Raw genomic sequence first — 17,767 nt, 5'->3', positions numbered from 1 at the left:
TATGTCTGATTGTTCACCGATCAGTACATTTGATAAATTTACGTAGCTAAAACTGAGGCATGGGATTTCTTAAAACGTACAACGGTATGTTCTGGTTGCTGGCTGGTATTATTGCTGGCAGCATTGGCGGGCTTATATTCGGCGAGCAGATAGCCATCATTAAACCGATCGGCGACATCTTTCTGAACTTACTATTTACCGCGGTAGTTCCATTGGTGTTCTTCTGTATCTCCAGTGCGATTGCACATATTGAAGGCAGTCACAAACTAGGGAAAATACTTAGCGTGATGTTCCTCGTTTTTCTCAGCACACTGCTGATCGCTGCATTTCTTACCATTGTGGCAGTATGGCTCTTTCCCATACACCAACAGGTTATTTTACAGCATGTAACTACTGTGGCAAAAGCAGACAGCTGGGGAGAACAACTCAGCCGGTTGTTAACGGTGAGTGAATTTTATGAGTTATTGTCCCGCAAAAATATGTTGCCGCTGATCATTTTTTCAGGCCTCACCGGATTTGCCGCTCTCCGCGCCGGTACGCGGGGCCTTGCCTTCCGCCAGTTCTTGCACGCTGGCAACGAAGTGATGAAAGAAGTGCTCATTGTGATCATGAAAGCAGGCCCTGTTGGACTGGGCGCTTATTTCGCCTACCAGGTAGGCACTGTAGGCCCACAGTTATTCGGTACCTATGCCCATTCGCTGGGTATCTATTATGGCTTTGGCCTGTTCTATTTCATATTTGGATTCTCCTTATATGCCTGTATTGCCGGCGGTATCCCCGGTATAAAAATTTTCTGGAAAAACAATATTATCCCTACACTTACAGCAGTGGGTACCGGCAGCAGTATTGCCACTATACCCGCCAACCTGGAAGCGGTAGCCCACATGGGTGTGCCCGCAGATATAGGCCATGTAGTAGTGCCTTTGGGCGCTACCCTGCATAAAGACGGCTCCAGCATTTCCTCCATTATCAAAATGGCCGTGGTATTTGCCATGTTTGGCAAAGGGTTCGACAGCCCCAGTGTTATTTTAATGGCCCTAGGCGCTACCGTTATTGTGAGCATCGTAGAAGGTGGCATCCCTAATGGCGGCTATATCGGTGAATTGCTGGTGATGAGCATATATGGGTTCCCGGTAGAGGCCCTCCCGCCGCTGATGATCATTGGTACGCTGGTAGACCCGCTGGCTACCATTCTCAACGCAACGGGAGATAACGTGGCCGCTATGCTTACAACACGCTTCCTGCGGCGGCAGGCGCCGGCAGTTTCGTAAAAGCCTGTTCCAGGTCTGCTAGCAGATCAGCTGTTTCCTCCAATCCTACCGACAACCGGATCAAACTATCGCTCACACCGGCAGCCTTCCTCTTTTCGGCAGGAATAGACTTATGGGTCATTCCGGCAGGATGACATAATAAGCTTTTAATACCACCCAGGCTTTCGGCCAGTTTAAAATAATGCGTGCCAGTAACAAATGCAGTAGCCGCTTCCACACGATCATCTTTTAGCGTAAACGAAATAATGCCGCCAAAACCTTTACTTTGCTTTTTCGCCAACTCATGACCCGGATGCGAAGGCAATCCCGGGTAAAATACCTTTGCTACCGCCGGATGCTTTTCCAGGTATTCTGCCAGGGCCTGTGCATTGAACTCATGTTGTTTAATACGCAGGGGCAGCGTTTCTATACCCCGTATCAGCAGAAAACTATCGAACGGCGACAAAATAGCCCCACAGGCATTCTGATAGAACTTAATTTCTTCTCCTAGCTCAATGGTTTTAGCAATCACCACGCCGGCAATCAAGTCGCTATGGCCCCCCAGGTATTTGGTGGCGCTGTGCACCACCAGGTCTGCTCCCAATTCCAGCGGTTTTTGTAAGATGGGGGAAGCAAAGGTATTGTCTACACAGAACAAGCAGTTGTGTGCTTTCGCAATGCGGCCAATCGCTTCAATATCCGATATTTTCAGGGTTGGATTGGTGGGCGTTTCCAGCCATATCAGGCGGGTAGCGGGTGTAATTGCATTAAATACAGCAGCTGTATCAGACGTATCTACATAGCTCACTTTAATACCGAACTTCTCATATACTTTATGAAATAAACGGAAAGCGCCGCCGTAGATATCATCTACCGCCACAATTTCGTCACCCGATTTCAGTAATTTGATCACCGCATCGATAGCTGCCAGACCACTGGAAAAAGCCGAAGCCGCAGCGCCGCCTTCCAACTTCGCAATAATCTTTTCTGCGATTTCGCGGGTGGGGTTATTAGACCGCGTATAATCATAACCTTTGTTAACACCAGGTGCTTCCTGCACAAAAGTGGAGGTCTGGTAAATAGGAACAGCAATAGCGCCTGTGTGCGGATCTACGGGAATAGCATGAATCAGTTCTGTGATAGTGCTCATCTTTTTTGTTTGATTTAGTTTGATGAAAATTTGATTAAACAGCGTTCGCTAGTAGCCTATCACAGCAGAGGGGGGAGCATAAAAAAACTCACCTGGGAGCCAGATGAGTTTTAGCATATATTTACAATAAATGTATTAAAACCTGAAATCTGACTTATCTTTCCTGGTTTATTAAACCGGATGGATGCAGCACCTTTCCCTACTTGCGCAGGGATGGTTGCTAAGGTATCGTCGGGCCATGTCCCTCCTCCTTTCTTGATAAGCTATTTAAAGAACTACTGCAAAGATAAAGCAGAAATAATAATTCCCAAATTTATTTTCCTATAAATTTAGTAGACTACTATTTTTTGTCCAGTGTAAGGCGGATACCTTCTTCATAGGAAGTGGGTTTTACCTTAAAATGCTGTTCGAACTTTGTAGCATCGAAAATATAAGGATAGTTGCTTTGGTAGAGCATTTCTTTCAGCTCTTTGATCGTAGTGTCGAACAATCCTACAAGTCCCAGCATAAAGGCATTGAGCTTCATATACCTGGGCTTTACACCCATCTGGCCAGCAATCAGTTGCATATATCCCTTACCATCGGGTGCGGGATTGGCTGTAGGCAAATGCCACACCTGGTTCCAGGAAGATTCATCCTGTGAGAGCAGATACAGGGCCTTGCCAGCATCGCGTGTAAAAGTATAGCTATGGGTTTTATCATCTCTTCCTAACCACATAGCGGAACCGTTCTTTTTAAATTTATCGATGATCAGCAGGTTGAGGAAGCCGGTTTTATCGGCGCCTGGTCCGTAAAAATCTGCGGCACGCGCAATCGTAGCAGTAATATTGCCTGCCTTTACTTCATCCATCAGTTGGGTAGCAATAGCAGCGCGTATGGCTCCTTTTTTACTGGAAGGGCGGTAAGGCGTATCTTCCTTCATAGGCCCGTCTACTAACCCATAGGCATATACGTTATCAAAAAAAACAAGCCGGGCATTAGCCTCCTTGCATGCATTGATCACATTGGTCATAATCCTGGGCCATGCAACCGACCAGATTTTTATATTATACTGGAGACCAGCGGTCAGAAATACCACGGCGCTGCCTTTTACGGCGTTCCTGGTTTGTTCGTAATCGGTAATATCTGCTGCTACCAGGTCTGTAATACCTGCCACAGATTTAGGTGAACGGCTTACCAGCCTTACCCGTTGCTGGTGCTCCACCAGTTGATTCGTTAATTCTTCCGCAATTACACCACCGGCGCCAAGGATAGTGTATAGGGGCTGGATAGTTACATCTGCCATATATTTGTAGGTATGTTTTTAAATAGACGGATAAATGCCACGGATATTGTATATCAAGGATCAAGCGGATCACGCGCATCGGCCTGCAAAGAGCAGGCGTCGGGCAAGAATGAAATAAAAGAGGGTTGCGTTTGTTTAATGTCTGCCGCAGGCACATACCCCAGTTCGGCTATACACCGCTGTTTAAACAAAGGGCTTAGCACATACATCAAGTGCATAGGGTCCGATACGCACAGCATTCTTTTGGTAACCGGTATACCGCTCCTCCAGGCAATGCGCACAGCATTGCGTACATTGGTGGTAGTATGACGGGCATAAGGATCTACCATAACAGCAGCCGCAGGTATTTTCAATACATTCACCAGATATTTCTTCATTTCCACCGCCTCCGAAAACTGCGTACCTACCGGCCGCACATGGCCGCCGGAAACAATAATAAAAGGGACCAGACCTTTACGATACAGTGCAGCACCAGTATCGCACCTGCCCTTACCTACTTCGCTCAACGACTCAGTACTAACAGGGCTGGAACCCAGGATCAGTAGAGTGGAATAAGGGTATCTCTCCCAATCGGTGCCTTTTACTTTCTTATACGGGGCTGCATTGGGAGCCGGCAACGGCTCATAACGGGCCGCCTCATCGCGGTGGTTCAGCTCCAACAGCCCCAAAGCCAGCGACAACGACGGTTGAAAGAAAAGCCCGTTACGGGGCAATTTCCCAAACAGATGTTGCACCATTTCATTGTAAGCAACACTGTTTACATCATAGATAGCTGCATCTATAGTAGGATAGCGCATACCGGTTCCGGTCGTATAGGCGTTAATGATATAGTTAACGCCATTTGCAGCGTCTATCCAGGCATGCACCAGCAAACTATCATCTTGCTTTGCAGTATACAACTGAAACAAGCCACTGTTACGCATCTCCTGTAACAACCTGCCTACAGGCGCCGGATAATGCTGTTTAATACGAAGCAATGCCTTACTTGCCTGGCTGATCGTACCTGCTGAAAACTGTAAAGATTTAATACTGCCAGCTTGCTGATAAGCATTTTGCAAGCGCTTCAACATACTGTCGTTAGCTACTATTTCCTTTATCTCAGGCAGGTCTTCCATCAACGTAAAAAAATAAAAGTTCCTGTCCTGCAGCCGGCTGCTGCTTTTCATGAATTGATAATGAGAAGCGGGCCAACCTGCCTGGCCGGGGGTAACTGTAATAACAGCGAAGAACAGGATGCCAGTGAGCAAACAGGTTTTCAGGTAATTCATGCAGCAGGAAATATTAGCAGACAATATTACAAAAACCTTCTTGTTTTGTTTTTATAAAAACATTAAATGTTGCTCCCAGCTTCCACCAGAAGGTTAAAGGATACGGGTATCCGGTATATTCTCATAAAGAATTACCTTTGGTACTCAATGCTTGTGGTAAATACGCCACCTGCCACCCAAAAAATTATCGTTCCTGTGAGTAACACATCTACTGGCGCTACTATACCAGCAGGTATAAGATTACTGGTAGTTGAGGATAGTATCCTCAACCAAAAATTACTGGCCCTGATGCTAGACCGGATGCAGGCGTCCTATCTGATTGTTTCTTCTGCGGAAAAAGCCCTGGAAGTGTACCAGCAGGAAACATTTGATTTCATCCTTACTGACATAGATCTGCCGGGTATTGACGGATTGATGTTAACAAATATGATCCGGGCACTCCCGGACACCAAAAAGGCAGCCATTACCATTATTGCCATTACAGGCAACGTTATGGAAGATGATATTGAGCTTTATCTTCGTTCAGGGCTTAACGATTATATTATGAAACCTTACCGCGAAGAAGATATCCTGGAAAAAATAAACCGCCACTATCCAATTGCTTAAACTACGGGATGACATTCGCAGCACATATCATTGCATTTAACCAGCAATTACATTTCACCGGTAAACTACCGGCAGGCATACGGGTAATGAATCCTTTCCGGGAAGGACCGGGTATTATGGATATCATGACGCAGTTTTACCAAAAGTTTTATAACGACGCACATCCCCGGCAACTCATCCTGGGAATTAACCCCGGCAGGCTAGGTTCCGGCGCTACCGGCGTGCCCTTCACAGACACCAAACGGATGTGGGAAAAATGCGGTATTGCTATACCAGGATTGAAAACGCATGAGCCGTCTTCCGTTTTTGTATATGACGTGATAGATGCTTATGGCGGGGTAGAAGCATTTTACCGGCAATTTTACATCAGCTCCATATGCCCGCTAGGCTTTACTGCTGTAAAAGCAGACGGTAAAGAAGTGAATTATAATTACTACGATAGCGCGGCCTTAACCAAGGCGGCTTATCCTTTTATTGTGAGCAGCTTACAAGAGCAATTGAAATGGAATATCAGCCGGGAGGTTTGCTATTGCATGGGTACCGGGAAAAATGCAGCATTTATGCAGGCATTAAACGAAAAAGAAAAATTCTTCAAAAAAATTGTTCCTCTTGAACATCCCCGCTTCGTAATGCAATACAAATCCAAGACAAAAGACATTTATATAGATAAATATCTTTCCTCATTTGAACAATACCAATAACCCCAATGTGTGGATTTTTTACGCTGTTTGAATAGTGATTTCGTCGGCAATAGTATTAAGCAGGCACATATTTAAACGATGACCATTATCGGTGGCGCCTGGTGCGCGCACAAATCCGTCGTCATCTTTCTCCATAATCACTTCTTCTCCGTCTATGTCTACTGAAAAACGTTCTGCTGAATGCGGTCTTACATAAAAACGGCCGCAGGATGTTTTAATCATGAAAGCCTCCATAATGATCGGTTTTAACCATCAAGCAACAAACACCGGACCAGCTCTAATCAGGAAAGAAAATAAAAATACTCGTTCCAGATACGTTCAAATTCTGCCTGTGAGATGAGCTCAGGGATCAATTCAGCCTCTTCACTGATATCTTCGAGGTCTGGCATTTCCAAATCGGATAAGGCAGTGCCTCCAAAATGGAAATAGCTGCTGGCGATGCCAAAGCTGCCATCAGAATAGATCTCAATTTTGCGGTTTTCAAAGCGCTTCGCATTAATTTCGCTGTAGAGGTACACTGGCTCATCTTCAAACGGATGGCACCAGGATATTTTGAGGTATTGCATGAATTAGATTTTAACCAGGCGGCAATCCCAGGTATTGTTAGGGTGTTCCAACGCAGGGTCTGTATCCACTACACCTGTGATCTCATAAATGTTTCCTCCTTCGTGCAAACGGTCGCCAATATGAGGCACCTGCTCATCCTTAAAGCGAACGGTTGCTAAAATGCCAAAAGACCTATAGCTGTGTATTTTCAGGATATTTGCAGATCTTACTGGTCCCCAGAGGACAGCTTTTTTCCGGTTGTGGTTCCGGTACAGGGAAAACATTAGGCCAATTGCCAGGACAAACAGGCCAAGAAGCAGCAGACTCACGGCTTAAGGGTTTAGGTTAGTTATTTTTTGGTCGAAATACATCTCACGTTGGCGAAACGAGATACTACAATATACTAATTTAAATATATATAAACAAAAAAATTTTCAAAGGCTCCATACCCTTAATTCTTCTGGTATAGCGCCCCACTGTTGCCAGTAATACCAGGCGCCCAGGCCTGCCAAACAGCATTCAACACCCAGTATAAAAAACAAGATAAAAAAATGGGGACGGCTATTGTAAAATACGCCTGCAATACCCAGGTATCCCAAGCCGCAAACCAGCAAAGTTTCACTGGTATAAGGATTATCCAGCATAGGTTGGGTATCTACAAATCCCTCGGTCATAAAAAACAGCAGCGCCCATGGAAAGCCGGTGATAATGATCACCTGGAAAAGCTTGCGAATGTTAATGGGTACTGGCATAAACAAAAAATTTAACAGATATTCAATTACCCAAGGAAACAATTGGCCTTGCAAACACTAATAACGGGTCATCGTATTTAAAGGTATACCCTAACATTTTTCTCAATTTACTGCACCCTACAATTTTATAGGGCCGTTCTTCTTCCCACTTTCTGCGGGGTAGTTTTACGCCCAAAACTTTGGCAGCAGCTTCGTAATATTTACTGCGCAAAGGATGACGCGATGCACAAGCATTTAATACTTCCCCCCAGATACTTTTTTCTATGATGTTGGTGATAACACCAATACAATCATCCCGGTGGATGGCATTCATCGGCTGGTTGTTGCGGTGTTGCCCACCCAGCAGGCGGCGTTTGTCCGGCAACCTGTCGTAGCCTATTAACCCCCCAAAACGCAATATGGTGGTATGGAACGTCTGCGACTCCAGGAACATGCTTTCTATCCTTCTTAGCGCTTGTCCGTTTGGGGTTTCGGGCATTTCTTCATTTTCTTCCGTTACCAGGTCGTTGATATCAGCATATACGGAGGTGGAGCTTACAAATATTATATGGCGGATAGCTGTGGTGCTCAAAAAGCTATTCAACAGTTTCATTTCCTCTACATGTGCAACAGCTCCCCTTTCGCTGCGGGGAGGTATATTAACGATGAGTATATCCGCATCCCAGAAAGCATCCGGGCCTATAAGTACTTCCTGGGTGAGCATTACCGTATAAGCTTCTAATCCGAGCTGCTGCAGTTCCTGTACACCTTCGTTGGTTGTTCTTGCGCCCCTTACCTGATAACCTGCCTGTTGGAGATGTAACGCTAATGGCTTACCCAGCCAACCACAACTCAATATACTGATCTTTTCTTTTTTATGGTCCATGTCTGGTATATTTTGAGAAAACTGAAGCAAAACGGGCCAGGTTTCCATCTGCCAATATACATACACAACAATATTATCCTCTATACTACATATTGGCAACTAATGTTGATGAATGTACCAGATCAAATAAGCTTTAACAGCCAGTATACCAATCACCATCGTAAATGTAACTGCATGATTTAACAAGGTAACGATACGGAATTCTTCATGTGCAATATTGCGCTCATTATTACCGATATAGGGTTTCTCCACCAATTGTCCGCCATAGGTATTAGGGCCGCCAAAACGGCAATCAAGGATACCTGCCAATGCCGCTTCCGGATAACCGGCATTAGGGCTGGCATGAGCGGCGCCATATTTCAGCATGAACTGCCAAGCTCGGGTACTGCCAAAAACAGTGACCATCAAAAATGCAGTGAGGCGGGCAGGAATATAGTTAGCCACATCATCCAGGCGAGCGGCAAAGCGACCAAAATACAAGAATTTTTCATTCCTGTAACCAACCATGGAATCCAGGGTATTGATCATTTTGTACACCATCATGCCCGGCAAGCCAAATACAGCATAAAAGCAAAGTGGCGCTACCACCCCATCGCTGAGGTTTTCCGACATCGATTCCAGCACAGCGGTACGCACCTGATTAGGCGTGAGGTGGCCAGTGTCCCTTCCAACGATCATGGCTAAACGCCGGCGACCGGCATCAAGTCCCTCCCGTTGTAAGGCAGTAAATACCCCACGGCCTTCCCTCAGCAGACTGGTATTGGCCAATCCAAAGAACACGAATACGGCGCTGAAAGTATAATATGCTAATGGCCAGGGCACCAGGCTTTTCTGTATCCCATAAAATACACTGCCGGTAGCAGCACATAAAACAATAACGAGCAACGCACCTTTCCATATACGTGTCAGCCCTTTATTAAGCCACGCCGTACCATATTGAATAAAACGACCATAGACCTTTACAGGATGTGGCCACCCAGGAGGATCGCCCAGCAGCAGATCCAGTATATACCCTAACAGTAATGGCAGTACGAATTTTAATATTGGGTCCATTGGCGCAATGCAGTAGTCAATAATTTGTTATCGGCGGCGCTGCGACAGGCAACGCGGCAATGCCCTTGTTCCAGACCATGGAAATTAGATGCATCACGGATCAGGATACCATAGTTCTCCATCAGCCACATTTTAAGTGCAGCCGCTGTACCCGTAAGCGTTTCAAAGAGAAAAAAATGTGTATGCGTTGGCCATACTTTATATTCCGGCATTTTACGGATACCTTCCCAGAGATGAAAAGTATCCTGTAATAGCTCTTCCCTGGGTATGATAAACTGTTCAGGATGTTCCAAGATGTAATAACCAGCTTCCAATGCCAGACTATTGACCGCCCAGGGCATTTTAAAGGCCCGCACACGGTCCAGCAACTGTTTCCTGCCTGCCATATAACCCAGGCGAAGTCCGGGGATACAACAGGTTTTTGTTAGCGAACGTAATACCAACACATTAGGTAAGCGGTGCAGATGCGGCAGCATAGAAGCGGCATCGTGCGTGAATTGTATATAGGCCTCATCGATAATGAACACGGTATGTTTATTATGACTGATCAGGTGTTGCAGTGCATGTTCTTCTATAGTTTGACCTGTAGGGTTATTCGGATTACACAAGAATACCATATCTGTACTGAACACCATATCTGCGCTCAGCTTATCCCAGTTGAGGTATTGTATCTGATGACGGTACAGCTTACAAGCGTCTGCATACTCCGCAAAAGTAGGTGCTACAATAGTAGCCGTAGCTGCGTTAAAAGCCTGTGCTACCAGGTAAATGCCTTCCGTGCCACCATTGGTGACCAAAACGGTGCCAGCAGACAACCCTGCTTCCCTTTCCAATAATGACTGTAATCGTTGCCCGCCCGCATCAGGGTAATGGTCTACGCCGCTTACTTTGTTTTTCAGATGTTCTGCCAGTCCTTGCTGCAAACCACCGTACCAAACGTTGGAGCTGAAATCCGCCTTAACAGGTTGGGTAAAAAGATAGCCATCATCTCCGTGTCCTTGTATCATAATGCAATTTTGTATTATAATTCCAGTGCCTTATAAACAGCTGAAATGTCCAGATGTTCACGGATATGTTTCGCTAGTTTATTATATTGTAATTCCTTAAAATCGCGGTAGTTAAATGCTTCTGGCACCGTTGCCTTACCGCATTGCTGCAGCAGGTCGTTAATCACAACATCATTATCGAGGATGCCATGCAGGTAGGTACCCCAACAACGACTGTTGAGCAGATAACCTTCCATATCCCCGTTGCTCAGCGTATTAAGCGGTGAAGGTGTATCACTTACACTAATACCCATGTGTATCTCGTATCCCTCACAAGGCTTGTCCTGGTGGCGGTACCGGAAGCTCCGCTGCTGCGTAACCTTTTCTTTTCCCAGTACGGTAGTCACCGGTAAAAGACCTAATCCCGCTATGCGGGCCACTCCCCCTTCCATACCATGAGGATCTGCCACAGATAATCCCATCATCTGGTAACCGCCACAAATACCAATCACGATTTTATTACGTGTATGCGCTTCCGTTATAGCGCCTGCTATTCCGCTATGCCGGATAGCCATCAGGTCTGCAATGGTGTTTTTACTGCCAGGCAGAATAATGATATCTGCGGAAGCGATTGCAGCAGGTTGATCAGTATAAAAGAGATTTACCCGCTGGTCTTTCTCCAGTAAATGAAAGTCGGTAAAATTAGAAAGATGCGGCAACAATACTACAGCAATATTGATCCGGGTAGGCGACCAGGCCTTGTGTTTCTGTGCTAATACCACGGCATCTTCTTCTTCAATGGCGATGTCATGAAAGTAAGGCAACACACCTGTTACCGGCACACCTGTAATGTTTTCCAGCAATTGGCGCCCGTCTTCAAAAAGACGGATATCACCCCGGAACTTATTGATAATAATGCCTTTGACCAATGCTTTTTCTTCCGGAGGCAATAGGGCAAGCGTTCCATATACGCTACCGAAGATACCTCCCCGGTCTATATCGGTGATTAAGTATACTGCTGCGCCGGCATGTAAGGCCATGCGCATATTGGTAATATCGCGATGGCGGAGGTTCAATTCTGAAATGCTGCCTGCACCTTCCATTACCACAGGATTATATTGTTGCAGCAATCGATTGAAAGCGCCTTTTACTTCTTCGAATAGGGCCCGTTTATCATCTTCCATAAAATACTCTCTGGCAGTATGATTCCCGGCAGGTTTTCCGTGCAATACCAATTGCGCCTCCTGATCGGTCACTGGTTTTAACAACACCGGATTCATATCAGTATGACAGGGAATTCCGGCCGCTTCGGCCTGTACGGCCTGTGCACGGCCTATTTCGTAGCCATCGGGAGTAGCGTAACTATTAAGCGACATATTCTGCGCCTTGAAAGGTGACGGCGTATAGCCGTCTTGTTTAAAAATACGGCAAAACCCAGCTGTGATCACACTTTTGCCCACATCGGATGCTGTGCCAACGAACATTACCGGCCGGAGTTGTTTCATATTATTATGGTTACGTGGAGGCGAAGGTAATATATTCAAGAGCAGGGTTACCTATAAAAAAAGCTGTCTCCTATGTTTGCAAAAACGGAGACAGCTTTTTATTAGATAAGATACCTGACAGAGCCACTATAGGCCTTTATTTACTTAAATACTTGATCTCCCAGCCCACTGTTTACAGTAGCTTTTTTCATCTTCATAGTAACATTATACCCACCAGCGGTTGTTTGGAAGGTAAATGGAAATTTCACACCGTCTACTGCCTGGTAATCACTGTATTCAGCCACTGATTCCGAGCCTCCGCCTTCTTGTCCGGCGAGGGAAACAGCGCGTACTTTTAAACCGGTTTTCACGTCGTAGTAATAACGCAACAAAGCGCCGTTAGGAGTAGCAATGCTCACCACATAAGCCGGCGCACCGTTCACATCTTCTGTTACCGGCGACAGCTCCAGCTTGGCGTTATTTTCCAGCGACACAAAATGTAATTCCGGGAACATCATATTTTTATCTTTCAGCATGGCTTTATCGGCGGGCAACAATACCAATTCCTGTCCGGAGCGGAACGAGTGCACCTCATCTCCGTTAATTACCAGCTTCATCGTTTGTACGTTAGCCATTGGTATAAATACGGTTTGCAGGAATTTATCCGGCTGCTTGGCCTGGATGTTGGTTTCTACGGAAGTTCCTTGTATGCTGCCTTCTAATTGCAAGGAATAGTCCTTCACAGATTTCAACTTGTTGGCGCCTCCAATAGCTTCGATATATTGATTTAATATAGTCGTTGCCGTAGTACCCGCCGGTATGGTCATTCCAGCCTCTGCTTTCCAACTATTATTAACCCGGTTAGCATCTGGCAGAGCTCCCAAAGGATCTATAACCACACTGCTCAGTTTCACTGTAGACGGATATTGTATGGTCCAATTAGGTCCACGTTGCCATATTTCTACCGGCAAGTGCAGCGTATCGGATTTACCGTTTACATCTTTTATCGTTATCACTACAGGCATAGGCAGTTGTTCCAAATTCTGGATGGTGATCAGTGCGCCCTGGGTTGGGTCGTTCTTCACATATTTCACATCTTTTACTGCCTGATCTACTTTCCAGTTCTGGAAGAACCATCCGCGCCAGAACCAGCTCAGGTCTTCACCCGCCGCATTTTCAATGGTACGGAAAAAATCCCATGGCGTAGGGTGCTTAAACGCCCAGCGCTTAATATATTCCCGGAAAGCGTAATCAAAACGCTCAGGTCCGAGTATTTGTTCCCGTAAAAGCTGAAGTCCCAATCCTGGCTTGTAATAAGCGGCTATACCAAGATAGTTCATTCCTAATACATCGGGGGTTGTCATGATAGGTTCTGCGTTAGCAGAAAACAACAAAGACACCATCTGCTGAACGGGCTGACTCACATAATACTCTCCTTTATTGAATTCGCGGGTAGAAATTGTATTGATAAAGGTATTAAAACCCTCATCCATCCAGGCGTATTTACGTTCATTAGAGCCTACGATCATAGGGAACCAATTATGGCCGAATTCATGATCCGTTACGCCCCATAGTCCGCCATTAGTAGACTTCCAGGAACAAAAAACAATACCAGGGTATTCCATCCCTCCTACAATACCTGCCACATTGGTGGCCACCGGATAGGTAAACGGAAACCATTGCTTAGAATAATGTTCGATAGCCCCTTTTACGTATTCGGTAGACCTACCCCAAGCGTTGCTGCCACTTACTTCCTTCGGATAAAGGGATTGAGCGAGCGCCTTTTTACCATTGGGCAAGTTAATACGGGCCGCATCCCAGATAAATGCTGCGGAAGCCGCCCAGGCTACATCACGGGTATTTTTACATACAAAATGCCAGGTACGGTTGCCGGTAGCCGTATTGCTATGCAGTTCAGTGCTATCGCGGATAAACACAGTTGCATCACTGTTGCGGGCTTTCGCTAGCCGGCTAGCTTCTTTAGAAGATAACACGATCGCTTCATTAACGAGTTCACCAGAACCACTCAGCACCATGTTCGCCGGCGCTGTGATACTATAATCGAAGTTGCCGTATTCCAGGTAAAATTCGGCGCTACCCATATAGGGAATATTATTCCAGCCCAGTATATCGTCGTATACAGCCATACGTGGATACCATTGTGCAATTTCGTATATCCATCCATTAGCGGTAAGCAACCTACCATTACGATCGGTACCATATTCCGGTATCGTATAGGTGTAGTCGATTTTAATCTGGATGGCAGCCCCGCTTTTCATCGCATCGGCCAACCTGATCTGCATACGGGTATCATTTACCAGGTAATTGGCCGGGATTATTTTACCTTCTGCTACCAAGCTTACATTTTTCAATTCAAAGCCTTTAGTATAGGCACGATTACCGAAACGCGCACCTGCAACAGCTACAGTCGCAGAACCACGGGAATCTTCCCGGAAAATATTCTGGTCCATCTGCAGCCACAGGAATGGCAACTGATCGGGACTGTTATTTTTGTAGGTAATCACTACCGTTCCACTAATACGGTGCTGTAAGGTATCCAGGGTTACCTCCAATTTATAATCGGCTGCATTTTGCCAATATTTAGGGCCGGGTTGACCACCGGCACTGCGATATTCATTACCGGGAGCCGGGTAAAACAAGGGAGCAAAAGCCTCGTGCTGGTTGTAGCCAGTAGCCGTTTGGCCCATCCCCTGCTGTACTCCTGCCACTAGTAACAATGATGCAATAGCATAGATTTTGTTAAGTCTCATTTGAAGGATATATGTTTTTAGGAGAGGTTAAATATAGTAAAAAAGCATTATGAAGAGAGAGATAAAAATTATACAGCCATTGAAGCGGATAGCAGCAGAAATAATGTTTCTACTGCTATCCGCTTCAATGTCATGTTAAAAATTTGGAAAATAATTATATGTTCAAATCCCTCATTTCTTTTTTAATATGCTTTAACCGGAAAGCAAACACAATGCTGAATATACCCGTTACCCAGAAAGCGGCGGCCATTAAACCCAGTATTGCCGCTACCCCCAATTTAGGATTATCCAATATAGCAATAGCAATAATAATGAGGCCAATTCCTCCTACCAACAGCCAGCCCCAATGAGGTATTTTATCGGCGTGCAATTGTATAGAAAAACCGATCAGGCTGATCCCCCTGAACATAAACCAAAAAGCAAGGAACAGGGGCAATATCGCCATACTTACTGAAGGGTACAACATCAGGATAATCCCCAATACCATATCAACAATGCCTGACGCCAGCGACCAACCCCACCCGTTGTGGTTGTTACGGTTACCGATAGCAAAAGAAATTTCGAAAATACCGGTAACAAAAAAAGTTACACTAAAAAAAATACTCAACAGTACATAGCTATTGAAAGGATTGGAGAAAACAATAAAGCCCGCTATCAGAAAGATAACACCGTTGAGGAGGTAAAGCCACCAATATTTCACGTTGTTACGGACTGCATTGAAGAGCTGAGACATAATAAATTCTTTAATATTAAGAAAAGGTTAGCTGTTATTTGTTGTCTAACACGTCGGGATTTAAAAAGTTCGATTAAACATCGCCACAAAAAACCGGGGAAAAGCACTTAACTTTGTCAGAATGATTTAAATCATAGTTCTAACAACAGACGGAAATTATCTTTGCGGAATGAATAAGGCGATTAAGCAAGACAGAAAACCACCTAATTGGTGGCATCAGGCAGACTTTATGGGCATACACGCGGTGCCCTTATTGGCGTTTTTCACTGGTACTACAGCATTTGACTGGATCTTATGCGGCGTATTATATGTAGTACGTATGTTTTTTGTAACAGCCGGCTATCACCGGTATTTCTCGCATCGCGCATTTAAAACCTCGCGGTTCTTCCAGTTTATCTTGGCAGGCGGCGCACAGAGCAGTTTGCAGAAAGGCGCCTTATGGTGGTCTGCTAACCACCGGATTCACCACAAGCATAGTGATACTCCCGAAGATCCGCATTCTGCAAATGTGTATGGATTTTGGTATGCGCATATTGGTTGGATCATGGGCCCTGAATATAAACCTACCCGCTTCGATTTGATCAAAGACCATAAAGCCAAAGAATTACTCTGGCTGAATAAATGGCATATGGTACCAGCAGTAGTGCTGGCTATCGCCGTTTATTTTGTAGGCAATAAAGTAAATGGTACCGGTTGGTTCGACTGGACAGCAGGTTTATCTACCTTATTGATCGGTTTCTTCCTGAGCACTGTTATCCTGTATCATGGTACTTTCACCATCAACTCCCTGATGCACAAAATTGGTAACAAACGTTATTATACCGGCGATGAGTCCCGTAATAGCGCTATCCTGGCGCTGATCACCCTGGGAGAAGGCTGGCATAACAACCACCACTATTACCAGAGTGCAGCCAGACAAGGTTTCTACTGGTGGGAAATAGACATTACCTACTATGTAATAAAAACATTGGGATACCTGGGTATTGTATGGGAAATAAGACCTATTCCTGCTAAACATAAAGAAAGCAATAAGTTGAAACAATTGGCTGCTCAGCAACAAATACCTGTAGCCGAAGAAGCGAACTGATAATATAAAATAACTTCAACGAAAAATAGGGTGTATCAAAGTTTGATACACCCTATTTTATTCAGGTACGTTCTGGAGATACCTACGCCTTCTAATTACGTGGTTTTGCCCTTTCGTATTGTACCGGCCATTTCACGTCTTCCCCCAGTTCCTGGGCAGCACTCAGCGGGAAGTAAGGATCTCTCAGGAATTCCCTCGCTATTAATACCATATCGGCCCGGCCTTCCGCAATCACTGACTCCGCTTGTTCAGACGTAGTGATCATACCTACCGCACCTGTAGGAATACCAGCTTCCTTACGGACTTTTTCTGCAAATGGCGTTTGATATAAAGGTCCTATTTTTATTTGTTGATGGGCATCCAGTCCCCCGGAGGAGCAATCAACCAGGTCTACACCCTTATTTTTTAGGACGGCAGCCAATTTTACCGATTCTTCGGGAGTCCAGCCACCCTCTGCCCAATCGGTTACGGATATACGTACCAGCAAAGGGTATCTTTCTGGCCATACCGTGCGCACAGCTTCCACCGTTTCCAACAAGAGACGTATCCTGTTTTCAAAAGAACCGCCATATTCATCTGTGCGGAGATTACTGAGAGGCGACAAAAAGCTGTGCAGCAGATACCCATGGGCGCTATGCAATTCAGCCACTACAAAACCGGCTTCCAAAGCACGTATTGCCGCTGCCCGGAAATCGCTAATCACCTTGCGGATGCCTTCCTTCGTAAGCGCTTCCGGCATAGGAAATACCTCGTTGTAAGCAATAGCGCTGGGGCCTACTGCCTGCCAGGCGCCTTCTTCTGGCAATAAAGCGCGACTGCCTTCCCAAGGCCTTACAGTACTGGCTTTCCTGCCGGCATGTGCCAGCTGTATACCCGGAACCGCCCCTTGTGCAGCAATAAAAGTGGTGATCTCTTTCAACTTAGGAATATGGTCTTCTTTCCAGATTCCTAAGTCATGCCGGGAGATCCGCCCCTCAGGCGATACAGCTGTCGCTTCTGTGAGCACCAGACCAGCGCCACCTACTGCACGGCTACCTAAATGTACCAGGTGCCAATTATTAGCAAATCCATCTTCGGAAGAATATTCGCACATAGGCGATACCGCAATACGGTTACGGAATACTACCTCTCTTAACTGTAAAGGACTAAACAAATGTGACATGATCTCCTGCTTTTTATATGCTTTAAAATTAAGGATTTGCCCTGATACTGCCCTCTTGTTATCTAGTA

The 17,767-nt window shown here is 45.5% G+C and carries 18 protein-coding genes and 1 riboswitch; of the genes, 4 read left to right on the top strand and 14 right to left on the bottom strand.

Going from position 1 to position 17,767, the window contains the following annotated elements:
• Positions 1-59: 59 nt before the first annotated feature.
• Positions 60-1,271, top strand: coding sequence for a dicarboxylate/amino acid:cation symporter (locus ACDQ55_RS19220; RefSeq protein WP_420983136.1), 1,212 nt, complete (start codon positions 60-62; stop codon positions 1,269-1,271).
• Here the strand turns inward: ACDQ55_RS19220 and ACDQ55_RS19215 are convergent.
• The 3 genes from ACDQ55_RS19215 to ACDQ55_RS19205 form a co-directional block, all read right to left on the bottom strand.
• Entirely contained in the window at positions 1,228-2,400 is a 1,173-nt protein-coding gene (locus ACDQ55_RS19215; RefSeq protein WP_420983135.1) for a trans-sulfuration enzyme family protein, read from the bottom strand. The two genes, ACDQ55_RS19220 and ACDQ55_RS19215, sit on opposite strands and share 44 nt — an antisense overlap.
• 151 nt (positions 2,401-2,551) lie before the next feature.
• Positions 2,552-2,665, bottom strand: a riboswitch (SAM riboswitch).
• A gap of 75 nt (positions 2,666-2,740) precedes the next feature.
• Positions 2,741-3,685 (bottom strand): NAD-dependent epimerase/dehydratase family protein, encoded by a 945-nt coding sequence (locus tag ACDQ55_RS19210; RefSeq protein WP_420983134.1) that lies wholly within the window; start codon positions 3,683-3,685, stop codon positions 2,741-2,743.
• Positions 3,686-3,738: 53 nt separating this feature from the next.
• Complete coding sequence (locus tag ACDQ55_RS19205) at positions 3,739-4,953, bottom strand: YdcF family protein (RefSeq protein WP_420983133.1); 1,215 nt, start codon at positions 4,951-4,953, stop codon at positions 3,739-3,741.
• 195 nt (positions 4,954-5,148) lie between these two features.
• On the opposite strand from ACDQ55_RS19205, the gene ACDQ55_RS19200 reads away from it, so the two are divergent.
• Both ACDQ55_RS19200 and ACDQ55_RS19195 read left to right on the top strand, forming a co-directional pair.
• Positions 5,149-5,559: a response regulator gene (locus tag ACDQ55_RS19200; protein WP_420983132.1), complete on the top strand. Its 411-nt coding sequence runs from the start codon at positions 5,149-5,151 to the stop codon at positions 5,557-5,559.
• An 8-nt stretch (positions 5,560-5,567) separates the two neighbouring features.
• On the top strand, positions 5,568-6,260 hold the full coding sequence (locus tag ACDQ55_RS19195; protein WP_420983131.1) for a uracil-DNA glycosylase family protein: 693 nt from the start codon (positions 5,568-5,570) through the stop codon (positions 6,258-6,260).
• Positions 6,261-6,278: 18 nt separating this feature from the next.
• Here ACDQ55_RS19195 and ACDQ55_RS19190 read toward each other — a convergent pair whose 3' ends face one another.
• The 10 genes from ACDQ55_RS19190 to ACDQ55_RS19145 form a co-directional block, all read right to left on the bottom strand.
• Positions 6,279-6,494, bottom strand: coding sequence for a hypothetical protein (locus ACDQ55_RS19190; RefSeq protein ID WP_420983130.1), 216 nt, complete (start codon positions 6,492-6,494; stop codon positions 6,279-6,281).
• 47 nt (positions 6,495-6,541) lie between these two features.
• The gene (locus ACDQ55_RS19185) at positions 6,542-6,826 is read right to left on the bottom strand and encodes a DUF6881 domain-containing protein (RefSeq protein WP_420983129.1); all 285 of its coding nucleotides are present in this window, start codon (positions 6,824-6,826) and stop codon (positions 6,542-6,544) included.
• A 3-nt stretch (positions 6,827-6,829) separates the two neighbouring features.
• Entirely contained in the window at positions 6,830-7,135 is a 306-nt protein-coding gene (locus ACDQ55_RS19180; protein WP_420983128.1) for a hypothetical protein, read from the bottom strand.
• Positions 7,136-7,240: 105 nt separating this feature from the next.
• Positions 7,241-7,558 carry a hypothetical protein gene (locus tag ACDQ55_RS19175; protein ID WP_420983127.1) on the bottom strand — a complete coding sequence of 106 codons (318 nt, stop codon included), beginning with the start codon at positions 7,556-7,558 and terminating at the stop codon, positions 7,241-7,243.
• Between the two features lie 22 nt (positions 7,559-7,580).
• Positions 7,581-8,423 carry an SDR family NAD(P)-dependent oxidoreductase gene (locus tag ACDQ55_RS19170; protein WP_420983126.1) on the bottom strand — a complete coding sequence of 281 codons (843 nt, stop codon included), beginning with the start codon at positions 8,421-8,423 and terminating at the stop codon, positions 7,581-7,583.
• Between the two features lie 99 nt (positions 8,424-8,522).
• Positions 8,523-9,476, bottom strand: coding sequence for an adenosylcobinamide-phosphate synthase CbiB (gene cbiB, locus ACDQ55_RS19165; RefSeq protein WP_420983125.1), 954 nt, complete (start codon positions 9,474-9,476; stop codon positions 8,523-8,525).
• The gene (locus ACDQ55_RS19160) at positions 9,461-10,483 is read right to left on the bottom strand and encodes a pyridoxal phosphate-dependent aminotransferase (protein ID WP_420983124.1); all 1,023 of its coding nucleotides are present in this window, start codon (positions 10,481-10,483) and stop codon (positions 9,461-9,463) included. Before ACDQ55_RS19160 ends, cbiB begins: the two co-directional genes overlap by 16 nt.
• Before the next feature lie 14 nt (positions 10,484-10,497).
• On the bottom strand, positions 10,498-11,967 hold the full coding sequence (locus ACDQ55_RS19155; RefSeq protein ID WP_420983123.1) for a cobyric acid synthase: 1,470 nt from the start codon (positions 11,965-11,967) through the stop codon (positions 10,498-10,500).
• 140 nt (positions 11,968-12,107) lie between these two features.
• A complete protein-coding gene (locus tag ACDQ55_RS19150) occupies positions 12,108-14,717 on the bottom strand; it encodes a M1 family metallopeptidase (protein WP_420983122.1) in 2,610 nt (869 codons plus the stop codon).
• A gap of 154 nt (positions 14,718-14,871) precedes the next feature.
• Positions 14,872-15,450 carry an HdeD family acid-resistance protein gene (locus ACDQ55_RS19145; protein ID WP_420983121.1) on the bottom strand — a complete coding sequence of 193 codons (579 nt, stop codon included), beginning with the start codon at positions 15,448-15,450 and terminating at the stop codon, positions 14,872-14,874.
• 169 nt (positions 15,451-15,619) lie between these two features.
• Between ACDQ55_RS19145 and ACDQ55_RS19140 the strand changes: the two genes are divergently transcribed.
• Positions 15,620-16,537, top strand: coding sequence for an acyl-CoA desaturase (locus tag ACDQ55_RS19140; protein WP_420983120.1), 918 nt, complete (start codon positions 15,620-15,622; stop codon positions 16,535-16,537).
• 91 nt (positions 16,538-16,628) lie between these two features.
• Here ACDQ55_RS19140 and ACDQ55_RS19135 read toward each other — a convergent pair whose 3' ends face one another.
• Complete coding sequence (locus ACDQ55_RS19135; protein ID WP_420983119.1) at positions 16,629-17,699, bottom strand: NADH:flavin oxidoreductase/NADH oxidase; 1,071 nt, start codon at positions 17,697-17,699, stop codon at positions 16,629-16,631.
• Between the last annotated feature and the right edge of the window lie 68 nt (positions 17,700-17,767).

The sequence above is a fragment of the Chitinophaga sp. 30R24 genome (assembly GCF_049056765.1).
Lineage (GTDB): Bacteria > Bacteroidota > Bacteroidia > Chitinophagales > Chitinophagaceae > Chitinophaga.
The sequence above is the reverse complement of the archived record's forward strand: the minus strand, read 5'-3'. Positions and strand labels throughout refer to the sequence as shown.

What these genes read in the sequence shown, in the direction of transcription:
- ACDQ55_RS19220 (WP_420983136.1), top strand. Translation starts at nt 60, where the DNA reads ATGGGATTTCTTAAAACGTACAACGGTATGTTCTGGTTGCTGGCTGGT.
- ACDQ55_RS19215 (WP_420983135.1), bottom strand. Translation starts at nt 2,400, where the DNA reads ATGAGCACTATCACAGAACTGATTCATGCTATTCCCGTAGATCCGCAC.
- ACDQ55_RS19210 (WP_420983134.1), bottom strand. Translation starts at nt 3,685, where the DNA reads ATGGCAGATGTAACTATCCAGCCCCTATACACTATCCTTGGCGCCGGT.
- ACDQ55_RS19205 (WP_420983133.1), bottom strand. Translation starts at nt 4,953, where the DNA reads ATGAATTACCTGAAAACCTGTTTGCTCACTGGCATCCTGTTCTTCGCT.
- ACDQ55_RS19195 (WP_420983131.1), top strand. Translation starts at nt 5,568, where the DNA reads ATGACATTCGCAGCACATATCATTGCATTTAACCAGCAATTACATTTC.
- ACDQ55_RS19190 (WP_420983130.1), bottom strand. Translation starts at nt 6,494, where the DNA reads ATGGAGGCTTTCATGATTAAAACATCCTGCGGCCGTTTTTATGTAAGA.
- ACDQ55_RS19185 (WP_420983129.1), bottom strand. Translation starts at nt 6,826, where the DNA reads ATGCAATACCTCAAAATATCCTGGTGCCATCCGTTTGAAGATGAGCCA.
- ACDQ55_RS19175 (WP_420983127.1), bottom strand. Translation starts at nt 7,558, where the DNA reads ATGCCAGTACCCATTAACATTCGCAAGCTTTTCCAGGTGATCATTATC.
- ACDQ55_RS19170 (WP_420983126.1), bottom strand. Translation starts at nt 8,423, where the DNA reads ATGGACCATAAAAAAGAAAAGATCAGTATATTGAGTTGTGGTTGGCTG.
- cbiB (WP_420983125.1), bottom strand. Translation starts at nt 9,476, where the DNA reads ATGGACCCAATATTAAAATTCGTACTGCCATTACTGTTAGGGTATATA.
- ACDQ55_RS19160 (WP_420983124.1), bottom strand. Translation starts at nt 10,483, where the DNA reads ATGATACAAGGACACGGAGATGATGGCTATCTTTTTACCCAACCTGTT.
- ACDQ55_RS19155 (WP_420983123.1), bottom strand. Translation starts at nt 11,967, where the DNA reads ATGAAACAACTCCGGCCGGTAATGTTCGTTGGCACAGCATCCGATGTG.
- ACDQ55_RS19150 (WP_420983122.1), bottom strand. Translation starts at nt 14,717, where the DNA reads ATGAGACTTAACAAAATCTATGCTATTGCATCATTGTTACTAGTGGCA.
- ACDQ55_RS19145 (WP_420983121.1), bottom strand. Translation starts at nt 15,450, where the DNA reads ATGTCTCAGCTCTTCAATGCAGTCCGTAACAACGTGAAATATTGGTGG.
- ACDQ55_RS19140 (WP_420983120.1), top strand. Translation starts at nt 15,620, where the DNA reads ATGAATAAGGCGATTAAGCAAGACAGAAAACCACCTAATTGGTGGCAT.
- ACDQ55_RS19135 (WP_420983119.1), bottom strand. Translation starts at nt 17,699, where the DNA reads ATGTCACATTTGTTTAGTCCTTTACAGTTAAGAGAGGTAGTATTCCGT.